This is a genomic window from Streptomyces sp. NPDC017940 (genome assembly GCF_044328435.1).
GTDB lineage: Bacteria > Actinomycetota > Actinomycetes > Streptomycetales > Streptomycetaceae > Streptomyces.
In genome coordinates this window covers 818,904-834,027 of the sequence record NZ_JBIRHJ010000002.1, presented here as the reverse complement: position 1 = coordinate 834,027, position 15,124 = coordinate 818,904, and the positions used below count along the sequence as shown (strand labels likewise).

The following is a 15,124-nucleotide window of genomic DNA, read 5'->3' as shown; positions in this document are numbered from 1 at the left end:
CCTCGGCGAGGAGGCACCGGACATGAGGATCGACCGCGTGGAGACCTTCCTCGTCCCGCCGCGCTGGCTGTTCTGCCGCGTGGCGACCGACGACGGCGTCGTCGGCTGGGGCGAGCCCGTCGTCGAGGGCCGGGCCGAGGTGGTGCGCGCCGCCGTCGACGTACTCGCGGAGCATCTGATCGGGCAGGACCCGCTGCGCATCCAGGACCACTGGCAGGTGCTCAGCAAGGGCGGCTTCTACCGCGGCGGCCCCGTGCTCTCCAGCGCCGTCGCGGGCCTCGACCAGGCCCTCTGGGACATCGCGGGCAAGACGTACGGGGCGCCCGTGCACGCCCTGCTCGGCGGGCCGGTGCGGGACCGGGTGCGGGTGTACGCCTGGGTGGGCGGCGACGAGCCCGCGGTGCTCGCCGAGCACATCGCCGCGCAGCTCGACGCGGGCTTCACGGCCGTCAAGATGAACGCGGCCGGAGCGACATCGCCCCTGACCACGCCCGCGGAGACCGCCGCAGTCGTCGACCGCGTCGCCGTCGCCCGCGCGGCGATGGGCCCGGGCCGGGACGTGGCCGTCGACTTCCACGGCCGGTTCACCCCGGCGAGCGCCCGCCGTGTCCTCACCGAGATCGCCCCGCTGCACCCGCTGTTCGCGGAGGAGCCGCTGCTGCCCGAGCAGAGTCATCTGCTGCCCGCCCTGGTCGCGGCGAGCCCCGTCCCCATCGCCACCGGCGAGCGCCTCTACAGCCGCGCCGACTTCCTGCCCGCCCTCACCGCGGGCGTCGCCGTCGCCCAGCCCGACCTGTCGCACGCGGGCGGGATCACGGAGGTGCAGCGCATCGCCGCGCTCGCCGAGACCTACGGCACGCTGCTCGCCCCGCACTGCCCCCTCGGCCCGATCGCGCTCGCCGCCTGCCTCCAGATCGCCTGGGTCACACCGAACTTCCTCATCCAGGAGCAGAGCCGCGGCATCCACTACAACAAGCGCGGCGACCTCCTGTCGTACGTGGTCGACACCGAGCCGTTCCGCTTCACCGACGGCCACGCCCACCGCACCGCGCTGCCGGGGCTCGGCATCGAGGTCGACGAGGCGGCGGTACGGGCCGCCGACCGGAGCGGGCACGCCTGGCGCAACCCGGTCTGGCGGCACCCGGACGGCTCCTTCGCGGAGTGGTGACAAGGCGCCGCGCGGGCCGGGTTCAGGGCGTGGCGGGCTCCCGCAGCCAGCCGGGGCGCACCACCTGCGTGCCGAGCCCCGAAGGCGTGGGCAGCGGGCCGCCCGCAAGGTCCTGCTCGCGGTAGCGGCGGCAGTCGCGGTGCCAGATGTGGAGGCCGGCCATCCAGTGCTTCAGCTCCTCCACATAGCCGTCGAGGACGTCCCGCGCCTCCTCGCCGAGCCGGAAGTCCTCGCACAGAACGGGGAGTTCATGCGCGACGACGTGCTGGAACTGCCGCATGCGGGACGTCATCAGGTCGTCGACCACGGCGAGCGCCGTCGGGTAGTCGCAGTCGAAGAAGTGCTGCACGACGAGGATCCCGTTGTGCACCTCGCCCTCGTACTCGATCTCCTTCTGGTACGAGAACACGTCGTTCATGAGCATCGCGTAGTCGGCGGCGGCGTTCTCCAGGTTCTGGACCGGGGCGCTCGCGTAGACCTGCGGGGGCACGTGCCTGCCGTGCCAGAAGCGGCACAGGCTCATCGTGAAGTGCGAGCCGAAGGTGTGGCGGCGCATCTCGATGTAGTCGACCGGGTCGGGGATGCGGTTCTGCGCCTGGTTGGCGAGCTCCCACAGCCAGCTGTTCGTCATCGACACCAGCGACCGGCGCAGCGAGGCGCGTCCCTCCGCGTCCATCGGCCGCGCGGTACGCGCCCACAGGTCGGCGAGGCCGCGCTCCATGGCGTTGTGCGCGGGGGGCGTCGGGGAGCAGTCGAGCGGCATGAACAGCGGCAGCCGCTCGGTGCACACCTTCGCGCCGAGCAGGTCCCGGGACCTGCCGAACACCACCGGGTAGTAGTCGTCGCCGTACGCCCCCCAGGTCAGCCAGCACGAGCCGATGTCCAGCTGCTCGGGCGTCGCGTCGGGATGGATGCCCGCCGCGCACAGCGGGAAGTCGTAACCGGCGAGCTTGCGCGCGTCCCAGATGTGGGAGGCGGGAACGCCCGGCTGCGGCCGCAGCATGCCCATGCGGGCGGCCCAGTCGAGGACCTCGCGCCGGGAGCCGTCGACGTGCGGGCTGATCGTGGTCGTGTACGGCAGGTGGAAGTCGGGGATCCTGGAGGGGCCGACGCGCTGGAACGGCACGTGCGTGAAGCGGCGCGTACGCGCCGTGCCGGTCGCCGCGATGAGGTCCTTGACGCCGGCCGCCGACGTGCCGATGCCGGTGGGGCCCGCGAGCGGTGAGCGGCTGCCGACGGCGCCCTCGTTCATGTACCGGCTGGAGCGCAGGTGCCACTCGTGGCCGCCGGACTGCCAGTCCTGGAGGCCCTTGGCGTACGCGAGGACGTCCGCGCACCGGTCCGGTGGCAGGGCCCGCTCGGTGAACAGCGGCACGAGTTCGGTGCACAGGGTGTCCTCGAACTGCTGCATGCGCGAGGTCAGCAGGTCGTTCACGGCGTCCGCGGCCTCCTGGGTCGTGCAGCCCAGAAACGTTTCGAGCACCAGGACGCCGTTGCTCAGCTCGCCCTCGTCCTCCACCTCGCGCTGGTACGAGAACAGGTCGTTGCGCAGGTGCACGGCGTCGGCGAAGGTGTCCCTGAGCACCCGCAGCGGCCGCGACGCCGCCACCGCGTCCGGCACCTCCGCGCCCGTCGCGTACTCCACGAGCCCCGCCGACCACGGGGCGCCGCCCACCTTCCGGCGCATCTCGATGTACTCGACGGGGTTCGCGACACGGTGCGCGTTGATGTTGGACAGCTCCCACAGGGACTCGTTGAGGAGGTTGCGGGTGCTCTCCGCGAAGCGTGCGCGCCACTCCAGGGACATGCTGGGCACCGTGCGCGTCCACAGGTCGGCGAGGCCCGCCTCCACCGGGTTGGCGGGCTCCGGCATCGGCGCGCCCAGGTCCATCGGCATGAACATGGGAAGGCGCTCCAGATAGGCTCTGCCCCCCTTCCGGTCCTGGGTGCGTTTGAACAGCTCCAGGAAGTGGTCGTCGAAGAAGAACACCCACACGTACCAGTCGGTGACCAGCGAGAGCGCCTGGCTCCCGCAGTCGGGGTGCGTGTACGCGCACAGCAGCGCGTAGTCGTGCGCCTCCAGGTCGGCCGTGTCCCAGACCCCGGACCCCTCCAGCATCCCCCTGTCCCGCGCCCACCGCCGGGTGTGCGAACGCGCCTGATCCACATGGGGGTTGAGGCGCGCCGGATGCACCATGTAGAAGCGCGGCAGTTCGAAGGGGCGTGACTGCGGCATGCGGGGTCTCTCCTCGCAAGGAATGGCGTACGGGCAGCCGAGCACTACCCGCGGCGCGCCCCCCGATGCCGCCGGACGCCACCGGTCACACCATCGCGTGATAAGCCCGCCGGAATGCATTCGTGCGGGTCAAACGCGTGTACGGAGCGCCGGGAAGCGCCGGGACGCGCGGGGTGGCGGACGGGGTGCGAGGCGCCCGCTGCGGTGCTCGTCGCTGTGCTCGTCGCGGTGCAGGTCGCTGTGTCCGTCGCGGTCTTGTCGTCGTGCTTGTCGCGGCGGGAGCAGGTGTTGCGGCGCTGACTGATGCGACAGTTAGTGCCGCAACGGCTTCGAGGAATCGTTCCGTGGAGAGGCTTTCTCGCCTTGATCGTAGGAGCTTTGCGAGTCGTCGCGGCGGGGCGGCTGACTTCCTCGTTGTGCTGATCTCAATGCGGGGGTACGGTGGTCGGCATGGAGCAAGACCCTGACGTGCCCGCCCGGGTGCGGGAAGTCATCGCCGCGGCGGGCGTGACCCAGCGGGAGTTCGCCCGCCGGATCGTCATGGACCCCTCGAAGCTCTCCCGTTCGCTCGGCGGCACCCGGCGCTTCACCGCCGCGGAGCTCGCCCGCATCGCGGACACCGCCGACGTCGACGCCGCCTGGCTGCTCGGCACGCGCGGCGGCGCGGAACCCCCGCCCGCCCGCTCCGGTACGGCACGCGGACGGCGCGCCACCGCCCCGCCCGAGGGCCGTCCACTCCAGATCATCCGCGAGACGGTCCGCCTCATCGCGGAGCACGGCTTCCACGCCGTCCGCGTCCAGGACATCGCCCGGGCCTGCGAGACGAGCACGGCCGCCATCCACTACCACTTCCCCGGCCGCGACGACCTCCTGGAGGCCGCCGTGCGCTGGTGCATGGACGAGGACACCGCGCGCAGGGCCGCGTCCCTCGCCGACGCGGCCGACGCCGCCGACGAACTGCGCCAGCTCATCGAGCTCCAGACCCCGCGCACCGCACGCCGGCGCGAGCAGTGGAGCGTCTGGCTCGACCTGTGGGCGGAGGCGGCCCGCTCCACCACGGTCGGCCTGCTGCACACCGAGTACTACCGGCAGTGGCGCGCCACCGTCGCCGACGTCGTGAGGCGCGGCGTCGAGCAGCGCGTCTTCAGGCCCGTCGACCCCGACGCCGCCGCCCTGCACCTGACCGCCCTGATCGACGGCCTGGCCACCCAGGTCCTCGTCGGCGCCCCCGAAGGCCCCGGCACGAGCCCCGACGACATGTACGCGGCCCTGCTCGCCCACGTGGACACCGCGCTCACCGCGCACTGAACCCCGTACGGCCGTACGCCTCGCCACGCGCCCCCAGCCCCCAAGCCCCAGCCCCAACCCCCAGCACCCGCAAGGGAGTCCCCCATGCTCGTGAACGACAACGTCATCATCACCTGCGCCCTCACCGGCGCCGGCGACACCGTCCGCAAGAGCCCGCACGTCCCCGTCACCCCCGAGCAGATAGCCCGGAACGCGGTGGAGGCCGCCGAGGCGGGGGCCGCCGTCGTGCACATCCACGTCCGCGACCCGGAGACCGGCGCCCCGTCCCGCGACCCGCGCCTGTACCGCGAGGTCGTCGAACGCGTCAGGGAGACCGGCACCGACGTCGTCATCAACCTGACGGCGGGCATGGGCGGCGACCTCGTCATCGACCCGGACGAGCCCCTCACCCACCTGCCGGGCACCGATCTCGTCGGCGGGCTCGACCGCCTCCCGCACGTCGAGGACCTGCTCCCCGACATCTGCACCCTGGACTGCGGCTCCCTCAACTTCGGCGACGGCTCCACCCTCTACGTCTCCACGCCCGACATGCTCCGCCAGGGCGCCAGGCGCATCCAGGAACTCGGCGTACGGCCCGAGCTGGAGATCTTCGACACCGGCCAGCTGTGGTTCGCCAAGCAGCTCCTGGCCGAGGGCCTGCTGGACGACCCCACCGTCTTCCAGCTCTGCATGGGCGTCCCGTGGGGTGCTCCCGCCGACCCCGGCGTGCTCCAGTCCATGGTCAACATGCTGCCCGCGGGCGCGCAGTGGGCCAGCTTCGCGCTCGGCCGGATGCAGATGCCGTGGGTGGCGCAGTCCGTGCTGCTCGGGGGACAGGTCCGGGTGGGGCTCGAGGACAACTTGTACCTCGGCAGGGGCAACAAGGCGACCAACGCTCACCTTGTTGAGCGCGCTGTCCTGATTGTGGAAAGTCTCGGGTCGCGGGTGGCTTCGGCCGGTGAGGCCCGGGTGAAGCTGGGCCTCAAACCCCGTCCGTAGGGGTTCGCCCGGTGTTTCCGTCTGCGGGTCGGCTGTGGCTGGTCGCGCAGTTCCCCGCGCCCCTTCGGGGCGCATCGCACCCCCCGGCGTTCCTTCGGGGCGCGATTCCTGTCGTATCTGGAAGGACACCCTCATGAGCACGACCACACCCGAAGAAGTCCGTCGCGTCGCCTGTGTCGGTGCGGGCGTGATCGGGGGCGGCTGGGTCGCGCACTTCCTGGCGCGTGGCTATGACGTCACCGCCTGGGACCCGGCTCCCGGTGCCGAGCAGCGGTTGCGGCGGCTCGTCGATGCCGCCTGGCCCGCGCTCGAGCGGATCGGCCTCGCCGATGGCGCCTCGCGGGAGCGGCTCACCGTCGCCGCGACGCTCGAAGAAGCCGTCGCCGACGCCCAGTTCGTGCAGGAGAGCGCCCCCGAGAAGCTGGAGCTCAAGCGCGACCTCCTGACCCGCCTCGACGCGGCCGCGCCCGCCGGGGTCGTCATCGCCTCGTCCACCTCGGGCTATCCGATGACCGACATGCAGACCGGGGCGGCGAACCCGGGACGCCTGGTCGTCGGGCACCCCTTCAATCCGCCGTACCTGATCCCGCTCGTCGAGGTCGTCGGCGGTGAGCGGACCGACGCCGACGCCGTCACCTGGGCGTCCCGCTTCTACGAGGTCGCGGGCAAGTCCGTGATCACCATGAGGAGCGAGGTGCCCGGCTTCATCGCCAACCGCCTCCAGGAGGCCCTGTGGCGCGAGGCGCTGCACATGGTCGCCAACGGCGAGGCCACCGTGCGGGAGATCGACGCCTCCATCACCGAAGGACCCGGTCTGCGCTGGGCGTTCATGGGCCCCATGCTCACCTTCGCGCTGGCGGGCGGCGAGGGCGGCATGGCGCACACGCTCGACCACTTCGGGCCGTCCCTGAAGTCGCCGTGGACGCGCCTCGAAGCCCCCGAGCTTGACCGGAAGCTGTACGACGCGGTGGTCCGCGGATGCGAGGAGGCCGCCGACGGGCGCACCGTCGCCGACCTCGTCGCCGAGCGCGACCAGGGCGTCATCGACGTCCTGCGCGCGACCGGCCGACTGCCGCGCGAGGCCACCGCCACCGCCACCGCCATCGAGAGGAGTACGAAGTGACCAGGGAGATCGCCCGGCGGCTTCCGCTGCACCGGCAGGTCGTACCGCCCGAGTGGATCGACTACAACGGCCACATGAGCGAGGGCTACTACTCGCTGGCCTTCGGCCTGGCCACGGACGCCATGATGGACGCCACCGGTCTGCACGCCGCGTACCGCGAGGCGACCGGCTGTTCCCTCTACACCGTCGAGGGGCATCTGCGCTATCTGCGGGACGTCGCCGAGGGCGCGCACCTCGCCGTGCGCACCCGCGTGCTCGGCGTGCACGGCAAGAAGGCGCACTTCGCCCACGAGATGTACGTGGTGGACGACGCCGGGGCCGACCCGGCGCGGGACGCTGCGCCCGTGGCGACGACCGAGCTGCTCGCGCTGCACGTCGACCAGGAACGGGGGCGTGCGGTGCCGTTCCCCGACACGGTCAGCGAGCGCCTCGCCGAGTTCGTGGAACCGGCGCCGCAGTGGGCGGGCCGGGCCGTCGCGCCGGTGGGCGGCGCCGCCGTATAGGTTCACGGGTGCAGCACACGACGGCACACGACGACGGCGGACGAGGTGGTTCAGACGTGAGGCTGGTCATACTGGGTGGCGGCGGCTTCCGGGTGCCGCTGGTGTACCGGGCACTGCTCGGCGACCGTGCGGAAGGCAGGGTCACCGAGGTCGTCCTGCACGACGTGGACGACGACAGGGCGGCCGCCATCGCGCGGGTGCTCGCCGAGCAGGGCGCCCGGGTGCCGGACGCGCCCGGCGTACGCGTCACCGCCGATCTCGACGAGGCGCTGCGCGGCGCCGACTTCGTGTTCTCCGCGATCCGCGTCGGTGGCCTGGAGGGCCGGGCCGCCGACGAGCGTGTCGCCCTCGCCGAAGGGGTGCTCGGGCAGGAGACCGTCGGCGCCGGCGGCATCGCGTACGGGCTGCGGACGGTGCCCGTCGCCGTCGACATCGCCCGCCGTGTCGCCCGGCTCGCGCCCGACGCCTGGGTCATCAACTTCACCAACCCGGCGGGCCTGGTGACCGAGGCGATGTCCCGCCATCTGGGGGACCGCGTCATCGGCATCTGCGACTCGCCCGTGGGCCTCGGCCGCCGCGTCGCACGGCTGCTCGGCGCCGAGCCGCGCCGGGCGTGGCTCGACTACGTGGGCCTGAACCACCTGGGCTGGCTGAGCGGGCTCCACGTCGACGGCGAGGACCTCCTCCCGCGCCTCCTGGCCGACCGCGACCTCCTCGAGTCCTTCGAGGAGGGCAAGCTCTTCGGCGCGGACTGGTTGCGGTCCCTCGGTGCGATCCCCAACGAATATCTGCACTACTACTACTTCAACCGCGAGGCGGTACGGGCCTACCGGCAGGCCGAGCGGACCCGCGGCGCGTTCCTGCACGACCAGCAGGCCCGCTTCTACGCGCGGATGCGGGACCCGGAGACCGCAGCGTTCGCGGCCTGGGAGGCGACGCGCGTCGAGCGCGAGGCCACGTACATGGCGCACAGCAGGGAAGCCGCGGGCGCGGGGGAGCGGGCCGCCGAGGACATGGAGTCCGGCGGCTACGAGCAGGTCGCCCTCGCCCTGATGCGCGCCATCGCCCGCGACGAGCGCGCCCAGCTGATCCTCAACGTCCGCAATCGCACCACCCTGCCGCAGCTCGACACGGACGCCGTCATCGAGGTGCCGTGCACGGTCGACGCGTCCGGCGCGAGTCCGGCGACGGTGTCCCCCCTGCCGGGGCACGCCACCGGTCTGGTGTGCGCGGTCAAGGCGGTCGAGCGCGAGGTGCTCGCCGCCGTCGAGAGCGGCTCCCGGGCCACCGCGGTCAAGGCCTTCGCACTGCACCCGCTCGTCGACTCGGTGTCTGTGGCCCGGCGCCTGATGGACGGCTACGGGCAGGCGCACCCGGGCCTCGCCTACCTGACATGATCATCGGATGACCGCGTCCGAGTTCCGCGCCGAGCCCGCCCCCGCGCCCCCCGCGGCCGTTGCCGTGCCGAGGCCCGCCGCCCGCCCCTGCACGCTGGTGGTGTGCCGGGGGTGCTGCTGCGGAGACCCCGGCAAGCACCCCGGCACCGACCACGCGGGCCAACTGGCGCGGCTGCGGGCCGCAGCGGAGCGCTCGGGGGGCCGGTTCACGGTACGCACCAGCGACTGCCTCGGCCCCTGCGGCCAGGCCAACATCGTCGTCCTCCAGCCCTCCCGCGACGGCCGGGCCCGGGGCGGCCGCCCCGCCTGGGTGGGCTTCGCCCTGGACGACGCCTCCCTCGACGACATCCTCGCCTGGGCGGAGGCGGGCGGTCCCGGGCTCGCCGACCCGCCGGACGCCCTGACCCTGCAACTGGTCGACCCCCGGCAGCAATAGCTGGTAAGGCCTTGCGGCTCTCAGGTGCCCGCCAGGACCTGGTCCAGGAAGCCGCGCAGGTTGCGCACCGTCCGCTCGTTCTGCTCCTGCGGGGTGAGGCTCTCCTCCATGCGGCGGGCCAGCGCCGACTGCTTCTTGCCGCGTACGTAGAGGGAACAGGCGAGGTCCGCGCAGATGTACAGGCCGACCGTGTTGCCCTGCCGCCCCGCTTCGCCCGCGCGGGGCGCGACGAGCAGGGCGATGCCCGAACCGGCCTGCGGCGTCACGCACACCGAGCAGATGCTGGACTTCAGCACGGAGCGCCGGGCCCCGGCGGAGGCGCGCAGGGCGATGCCGACGAGGGCGTCGTCCCGCTCCGCCACCACATAGCCGCGGTCCGGGGCCTTGGGGTCGCGCCAGCCGAGGAAGTCCAGGTCGGACCAGGGCGTCCCGGCGAAGCCCGTGGGCAGGGTCAGTCGTCTGGCCTCGCCCTTGGAGCAGTTCACGAACGAGGCACGGATGTCTTTTTCACCGAGGGCACGCATGCCCGGAAAGTATCAATGAGCCCCGCCGGGCGTCCTGTCATTTTCCCCGGTCAGGGCCCTGCGGGTGCCTCTCGGGACGCGAGGGTGGGCACTCGTGCGGCACGGAAGCGGACGGCGCGGCGCACCTGGAACCCCAGTGACTCGTACAGCCGGATCGCCGCGGTGTTGCGGGCCGCCGTGTGCAGGAACGGGGTCTCGCCGCGCTCGCGTATCCCGTACGCGACGGCGAGGACGAGACGGCCCGCCAGGCCCTTGCCCCGGTGCGCCGGGTCGGTGCAGACCGCGCTGATCTCCGTCGCGCCCGGCGGACGCAGCCGCTCCCCGGCCATCGCGACCAGGGCGCCCCGGTGCCGGATGCCGAGGTAGGTGCCGAGCTCGCGTGTGCGCTCCCGGAACGGGCCGGGGCGGGTGCGCGCCACCAGGTCGAGCATCTCGGGCACGTCGTCGGGGCCGAGCCGCACCGCCTCCGCGTCGGGCGCGCCGACGACGGACGCGGCCACGAGCTGCACCCCCGCCACGTCGGCCGTGAGCACCCAGCCGTCCGGCACCGGCGCCCCGACACCGGGCAGCGGCACCTCGCCGTCCGGCCCCGCGAGGGCGGCGAGGTCCGCCCAGTCCGCGGCGGCGGGCTCCGCGGGGAGCCCCAGCCACGGCGACACGTCGACCGGATAGCGCACCACGCGCCCGCGCCGCTCGGCGAACCGCGCGTGCGGCCCGTTGAGGGAGGCGAAGCCGGGGTTGTCGAGGGGGTGCGCGGAGTCCGCGGGGGTGCTGTGCGCGGGGGCGGCGGGGGCGTTGTGTGCGGGAGCGGTGGGGCCGCTGTGTGCGAGGCCGATGGGGACGCTGTGCGCGGGAGCGGTGGGGCCGCTGTGTGCGAGGGCGATGGGGCTGCTGTGTGCGGGGGCGGCGGGATCGCTGTGCGCGAGGGCGGTGGGGTCGCCAGGTGCCGCGGGGGCCGTCTCCGCGCCCGGGGCGGACCGCCGTACCGCCGGGGCGGTCACGCCCCCACCTCGATCACGACCTTGCCGTGTGCGTGGCCCGCCTCGACGGTGCGGAGCGCCTCGCCCGCCCGTGCCAGGGGGAACGTCGCCGTGATGCGGGGCCTGAGCACGCCCCGCGCGGCGAGTCCGGCCACCGCGGTCAGGGTGGCCGCGTCGCGCGCCCGTGCCACCGGGGAGCCGCCGAGCTCGCCCACGATCTGCTTGCCGCCCGCCGTGATCAGCCTGGTGCGGTCGGCGACCAGCTCGGCGACGGCCCGCAGGGGCTCCCCGCCGACGAGGTCGAAGACACCGTCGACACCGTCGGGTGCCGCCGCCCGTACGCGTTCCACCAGGCCGGGACCCGACGCCACATGGACGGCGCCGAGCGACTCGACGACGTCCTTCTTGCCCTCGCTCGCCGTGCCCACCACCCGCAGCCCCTCGTGCAGCGCGAGCCGCACCGCGGTGCTGCCCACGCCCCCGCCGGCGCCCGTGACGAGCAGGGTCGCACCCGCGGGCAGCGCGAGCTGGCGCACCCCGTCGTAGGCGGTGGCCGCGGCGACCGGCAGCGTCGCCGCCTCGGCGAACGTCAGGCCCCCCGGCTTGCGGGCGGCCACCGCCACCGGCAGCAGGGTGTACTCGGCGTAGCCGCCGGTCAGCGTGGAACCGAACACGGCGTCCCCGACGGTGAACTCCTCGACGCCGGGCCCGGTCCGCACCACCACGCCCGCTGCCTCGCTCCCGAAGACCTCGGGCAGTTCGACGGGGGCCTGGCCGGGCCTGCGGTAGCCGTCGCGCAGCTTGAAGTCGACGGGGTTGACGCCCGCCGCGCGCACCTCGATCAGGAGCTGCCCGGGCCCCGGCTCGGGCGGCTCGCGGTCGATCAGGGCCTCCACCTCGGGGCCGCCGTGCCGGGTGAAGACGTACGCCTTGGCCATGTGTCCCTCGCTCCGCTTCCGCTCGCGCCCGCGGCCCGGCACCCTGCGGGGACCAGCCGCGCTCAATGATCACAAGGCCCGGCGCGCCTCCCGCATTCCGGGGCGCGCGGGAGTTCACGAACCCGCAACGACAAGAACCCCGGCGGGAAGGCGGAGCCCGAGGTCGCGGCCCGCCACGACAGGGCGACCGGGAACCTCGCGCCGACCCTGACCGACGCGGGCTCCGCGGACTGCCACCTCACGGTCGCCAACGCCTACGGCGGCCACAAGGAGACCTTCGGGGTCAGGCCGGGCGCGACGGTCCGGCACACCGTGGACCTGCGGGTCGGCGAGCGCTGGTACGACCTGACCGTGGTGTCCGACACCGAGCCCGGCTTCCTGCGGCGTCTCGCCGGACATGCGGAGACCGGTCGGGCGGGCGTCAGCGACCCGGCGCTCGCCACCGTCCGAAGCATGTCCGCCCCCCGTCCGGCCTGCGGAAAGTGCCATCCGGAGGCTGGTCGGACTCGGGGGCCTTCGGGGTAGTGTGCCCCGGTGACCACGCAATCGAACACTCCGGCTGGCTGGTACCCGGACCCCCAGGGCGCCACCCAGCTCCTCCGCTGGTGGGACGGCACTCAGTGGACGGACCACACCAACGCTGCCCCGCAGGGCAGGCAGGCCGCCCCCGCCGCCCCGCCCGCGGACCCGGCCAAGGTCCAGCGCCAGGTGCAGCGGCAGGCGGGTGTCGCCCCCACCGCCCAGGGCGGCGGGAGCCTGTTCAGCGAGCCCGTCCTGGTGGTGAACCAGAAGGCCAAGCTGATCGAGCTGACCAACGAGTACTCCGTCATGGACCAGTCTGGCAACCAGCTCGGCTCGGTCGTCCAGGTCGGCCAGAGCACCCTCAAGAAGGTCGCGCGCTTCGTCGCCAGCGTCGACCAGTTCATGACGCACAAGCTGGAGATCCGCGACGCGCACGGCACGCCGCAGCTCCTCATGACCCGGCCGCGTAAGTTCATGAAGTCGCGGGTCGTCGTGGAGCGCCCGGACGGCCAGGTCGTCGGCGAGATCGTCCAGCAGAACGTCTTCGGCAAGATCAACTTCGCGATGAACGTGAACGGCGTACAGGTCGGCGCGATCAAGGCGGAGAACTGGCGCGCCTGGAACTTCTCGATCGTCGACCACACGGACACCGAGGTCGCCCGGATCACGAAGACCTGGGAAGGCCTCGCCAAGACGATGTTCACGACCGCGGACAACTACGTCCTACAGATCCACTTCCAGCTCCCCGACCCGCTCCTGAGCCTGGTCGTGGCCACCGCGCTGACGGTCGACACGGCCCTGAAGCAGGACTCCCGGGGACTGGGCTGACGGTCCGACGGGACCGACGCCTCGCGCCCTTGCCCGGCGCCTCACGTCCCGAGCCGATGACCTACGCCCCGACACGGTCTCGCGGCCGCCGTCGGGGCGCGGTGTTTCCGGAGGGGGCGCGCGGTGTCCCGGGCGGGGCCGCGGTGCGCGTTGGGGGCTAGTGGGGTGTTGCCCGTAGGGCGGCGGCGGCCGGGTCCGGCTGGACGGGGATCGAGGGCAGATAGCCGCCCTCCACCGCGTCGAGGACCGACGCCGGGGGCTCGGCTCCCGGCGCGGGCCCCAGTGGGGGCGCCTGTGCCGGTCCCTCGCCGGTGACCTGCTGCGACGAGCGGGTGAGCACCACCACTCCGTACGAGGCGATCAGCGCGCCCGCCACCGCGAGGAGCACCCCGCCGGCGCCGCCGCGCAGCCGTTCGCCGAGCAGGGCCACGCCGATCGCCGACGCCGCCAGCGGATTGGCGAGCGTCACGACGGCGAGGGGCGCCCCGAGGCCCCCGCGGTACGCGGTCTGCGAGAGCAGCAGGCCGCCCACCGCGAGCGCGGCGACGAGCAGCGCCACCACCACGACGTGCCCGCTCAGCACGGGCCCCGACCGGTCCGTCGCCGCGACCGTCACCGTCTGGGTGAGCGCCGACGCCACCCCCGACGCGAAGCCGGACGCGGTCGCGTGCCGCAGCCCCGGGCGGGTGCCGGGCCGCGAGAGCAGACCGATGACGGCCATCGTCAGGGCGGCGACCGTCACCGCCTCCGGCAGCGAGAGCGTGTCGTCGGGCTCCGGCCCCGACGCGGTGAGCAGCAGCGCGCCGAGCCCGATCAGGGTCAGTCCCGTACCGCGCCACTCCAGGCCGGTGACCCGCCGCCCGGCGAGGCGCGCACCGAGCGGCACGGCGGCCACCAGGGTGAGCGCGCCGAGCGGCTGCACCAGCGTGAGCGGCCCGAACTTCAGCGCCGCCACGTGCAAAAGCGCCGCCGCCGCGTTCAGCCCGACCGCCGACCACCACGCGCCGCTGCCGAGCAGCCGCAGCACCTGGCCGCCCCCGTCCGCCATGCGTGCGGCGAGCCGCTCCTGGGCCACGGCCGCGGCGGCGTACGCGACGGCGGAGACGAGCGAGAGGGCGACGGCGAGCAGGGTGGCGCTCATCGGGCCGTTCATCGGGACGCTCCGGATGCGGATGCGGATGCGGATGCGGATGCGGATGCGGGTGCGGGCACGGCGGGTGCGGGTGCGGGTGCGGGCGCGGAGGTGGAGACGAGCGCGGAGGCGTGGGCGCCGGGGGGTGCTCCCGGTGCCGGGACTCCTGGGGCGGAGCGGCGGACGATCCGGGAGCGGGCCGGGCGCGGCAGCGGGAGTACGGCGAGGGCGATGCCGAGCAGCGCGGCCGCCGCGAGGGCGTCGAGCCAGTAGTGGTTCGCGGTGCCCACGATCACGAACAGCGTGAGCAGTGGATGCAGCAGCCACAGCCGGCGCCACCGGGAACTGGTGGCGACGATCAGGCCGACGGCCACCATCAGCGCCCACCCGAAGTGCAGCGACGGCATGGCGGCGAACTGGTTGGCCATGGTGTCGGTCGCGGGCTTGGCGGCGTACACCGAAGGGCCGTACACCTGGGCCGTGTCCACCAGGTGCGCCCCGGGCAGCATGCGCGGCGGCGCCAGCGGGAAGCCGAGGTGCAGCGCGAGCGCGGCGGCGGTCAGCGCGGCGAGGATCCGCCGCGCCCAGACGTAGTGCCGGGGCCGGCGCAGGTACAGCCACACCAGGAACAGCAGCGTCGCAGGGAAGTGCACGGTGGCGTAGTAGGTGTTCGCGATGTGTACGAGGGTGTCGCCGCCGAGCAGTACGTCCTGGACGGAGCCCTCGCCCGGCAGGCGCAGGAACCGCTCGGCGTCCCAGACGTGCCGCGCGTTGCGGAACGCCTCGCCGGTGTGGCCGCCCGCGAGCCGCCGGCCGAATTTGTAGAACAGGAAGAGACCGGCGACGAGGAGCAGCTCGCGTACGAGCGGTGGCCGGGCGGGGGCGTCCGGTCGTCCGGAGGCTGTCTCCGGCTCCTGTTCCGCAGGCTCGGTGCGGGAATCCATCCGCCGGCCCCTCTGCGTGACGACTGGGTGGTGGTGCGGTGCGGTGCGGTGCGGTGTGCTGGTGTGGTGCGGGTGTGCTGGTGCGATGTGCCGCGGTGCGGTGGTCG

14 protein-coding genes and 1 pseudogene are annotated in these 15,124 nt (G+C 73.6%); 9 read left to right on the top strand and 6 right to left on the bottom strand.

The window, feature by feature from the left end; genetic code table 11:
- Nucleotides 1-22: 22 nt before the first annotated feature.
- Nucleotides 23-1,168, top strand: coding sequence for a galactonate dehydratase (gene dgoD / locus ACH4DX_RS09150; protein ID WP_398154605.1), 1,146 nt, complete (start codon nt 23-25; stop codon nt 1,166-1,168).
- A 22-nt stretch (nt 1,169-1,190) separates the two neighbouring features.
- On the opposite strand, the gene ACH4DX_RS09145 is transcribed toward dgoD, so the two are convergent.
- Nucleotides 1,191-3,404 carry a germacradienol/geosmin synthase gene (locus ACH4DX_RS09145; RefSeq protein ID WP_398154604.1) on the bottom strand — a complete coding sequence of 738 codons (2,214 nt, stop codon included), beginning with the start codon at nt 3,402-3,404 and terminating at the stop codon, nt 1,191-1,193.
- Nucleotides 3,405-3,854: 450 nt separating this feature from the next.
- On the opposite strand from ACH4DX_RS09145, the gene ACH4DX_RS09140 reads away from it, so the two are divergent.
- The 6 genes from ACH4DX_RS09140 to ACH4DX_RS09115 all read left to right on the top strand — a co-directional run bounded on the left by ACH4DX_RS09140 (nt 3,855) and on the right by ACH4DX_RS09115 (nt 9,149).
- Entirely contained in the window at nt 3,855-4,712 is an 858-nt protein-coding gene (locus ACH4DX_RS09140) for a TetR family transcriptional regulator C-terminal domain-containing protein (RefSeq protein WP_398154603.1), read from the top strand.
- 84 nt (nt 4,713-4,796) lie between these two features.
- The gene (locus ACH4DX_RS09135) at nt 4,797-5,690 is read left to right on the top strand and encodes a 3-keto-5-aminohexanoate cleavage protein (protein ID WP_398154602.1); all 894 of its coding nucleotides are present in this window, start codon (nt 4,797-4,799) and stop codon (nt 5,688-5,690) included.
- Nucleotides 5,691-5,823: 133 nt separating this feature from the next.
- Nucleotides 5,824-6,813, top strand: a complete 990-nt coding sequence (locus ACH4DX_RS09130) for a 3-hydroxyacyl-CoA dehydrogenase NAD-binding domain-containing protein (protein ID WP_398154601.1) — start codon at nt 5,824-5,826, stop codon at nt 6,811-6,813.
- Nucleotides 6,810-7,316 (top strand): thioesterase family protein, encoded by a 507-nt coding sequence (locus ACH4DX_RS09125; RefSeq protein WP_398114820.1) that lies wholly within the window; start codon nt 6,810-6,812, stop codon nt 7,314-7,316. The genes ACH4DX_RS09130 and ACH4DX_RS09125 overlap by 4 nt, the downstream gene beginning before the upstream one ends.
- 56 nt (nt 7,317-7,372) lie before the next feature.
- On the top strand, nt 7,373-8,713 hold the full coding sequence (locus tag ACH4DX_RS09120) for a 6-phospho-beta-glucosidase (protein ID WP_398154600.1): 1,341 nt from the start codon (nt 7,373-7,375) through the stop codon (nt 8,711-8,713).
- A 7-nt stretch (nt 8,714-8,720) separates the two neighbouring features.
- On the top strand, nt 8,721-9,149 hold the full coding sequence (locus tag ACH4DX_RS09115) for a (2Fe-2S) ferredoxin domain-containing protein (RefSeq protein WP_398154599.1): 429 nt from the start codon (nt 8,721-8,723) through the stop codon (nt 9,147-9,149).
- 20 nt (nt 9,150-9,169) lie between these two features.
- Here the strand turns inward: ACH4DX_RS09115 and ACH4DX_RS09110 are convergent, their stop codons facing one another.
- The 3 genes from ACH4DX_RS09110 to ACH4DX_RS09100 all read right to left on the bottom strand — a co-directional run bounded on the left by ACH4DX_RS09110 (nt 9,170) and on the right by ACH4DX_RS09100 (nt 11,591).
- Nucleotides 9,170-9,673, bottom strand: coding sequence for an FBP domain-containing protein (locus ACH4DX_RS09110; protein ID WP_398154598.1), 504 nt, complete (start codon nt 9,671-9,673; stop codon nt 9,170-9,172).
- A 50-nt stretch (nt 9,674-9,723) separates the two neighbouring features.
- Nucleotides 9,724-10,509: a GNAT family N-acetyltransferase gene (locus ACH4DX_RS09105; protein WP_398154764.1), complete on the bottom strand. Its 786-nt coding sequence runs from the start codon at nt 10,507-10,509 to the stop codon at nt 9,724-9,726.
- 161 nt (nt 10,510-10,670) lie between these two features.
- Entirely contained in the window at nt 10,671-11,591 is a 921-nt protein-coding gene (locus ACH4DX_RS09100) for an NADP-dependent oxidoreductase (protein ID WP_398154597.1), read from the bottom strand.
- 168 nt (nt 11,592-11,759) lie between these two features.
- On the opposite strand from ACH4DX_RS09100, the pseudogene ACH4DX_RS09095 reads away from it, so the two are divergent.
- Both ACH4DX_RS09095 and ACH4DX_RS09090 read left to right on the top strand, forming a co-directional pair.
- A pseudogene (locus ACH4DX_RS09095) lies at nt 11,760-12,116 on the top strand (phospholipase domain-containing protein); the annotation flags it as partial.
- 9 nt (nt 12,117-12,125) lie between these two features.
- Entirely contained in the window at nt 12,126-12,941 is an 816-nt protein-coding gene (locus ACH4DX_RS09090) for a phospholipid scramblase-related protein (protein WP_398154596.1), read from the top strand.
- 157 nt (nt 12,942-13,098) lie between these two features.
- Here ACH4DX_RS09090 and ACH4DX_RS09085 read toward each other — a convergent pair whose 3' ends face one another.
- On the bottom strand, nt 13,099-14,082 hold the full coding sequence (locus tag ACH4DX_RS09085) for a DMT family transporter (protein ID WP_398154595.1): 984 nt from the start codon (nt 14,080-14,082) through the stop codon (nt 13,099-13,101).
- 8 nt (nt 14,083-14,090) lie between these two features.
- Nucleotides 14,091-15,017 (bottom strand): phosphatase PAP2 family protein, encoded by a 927-nt coding sequence (locus tag ACH4DX_RS09080; protein WP_398154594.1) that lies wholly within the window; start codon nt 15,015-15,017, stop codon nt 14,091-14,093.
- Nucleotides 15,018-15,124 lie beyond the last annotated feature (107 nt).

What these genes read in the sequence shown, in the direction of transcription:
- dgoD (WP_398154605.1), top strand. Translation starts at nt 23, where the DNA reads ATGAGGATCGACCGCGTGGAGACCTTCCTCGTCCCGCCGCGCTGGCTG.
- ACH4DX_RS09145 (WP_398154604.1), bottom strand. Translation starts at nt 3,404, where the DNA reads ATGCCGCAGTCACGCCCCTTCGAACTGCCGCGCTTCTACATGGTGCAT.
- ACH4DX_RS09140 (WP_398154603.1), top strand. Translation starts at nt 3,855, where the DNA reads ATGGAGCAAGACCCTGACGTGCCCGCCCGGGTGCGGGAAGTCATCGCC.
- ACH4DX_RS09135 (WP_398154602.1), top strand. Translation starts at nt 4,797, where the DNA reads ATGCTCGTGAACGACAACGTCATCATCACCTGCGCCCTCACCGGCGCC.
- ACH4DX_RS09130 (WP_398154601.1), top strand. Translation starts at nt 5,824, where the DNA reads ATGAGCACGACCACACCCGAAGAAGTCCGTCGCGTCGCCTGTGTCGGT.
- ACH4DX_RS09115 (WP_398154599.1), top strand. Translation starts at nt 8,721, where the DNA reads ATGACCGCGTCCGAGTTCCGCGCCGAGCCCGCCCCCGCGCCCCCCGCG.
- ACH4DX_RS09110 (WP_398154598.1), bottom strand. Translation starts at nt 9,673, where the DNA reads ATGCGTGCCCTCGGTGAAAAAGACATCCGTGCCTCGTTCGTGAACTGC.
- ACH4DX_RS09100 (WP_398154597.1), bottom strand. Translation starts at nt 11,591, where the DNA reads ATGGCCAAGGCGTACGTCTTCACCCGGCACGGCGGCCCCGAGGTGGAG.
- ACH4DX_RS09085 (WP_398154595.1), bottom strand. Translation starts at nt 14,082, where the DNA reads ATGAGCGCCACCCTGCTCGCCGTCGCCCTCTCGCTCGTCTCCGCCGTC.
- ACH4DX_RS09080 (WP_398154594.1), bottom strand. Translation starts at nt 15,017, where the DNA reads ATGGATTCCCGCACCGAGCCTGCGGAACAGGAGCCGGAGACAGCCTCC.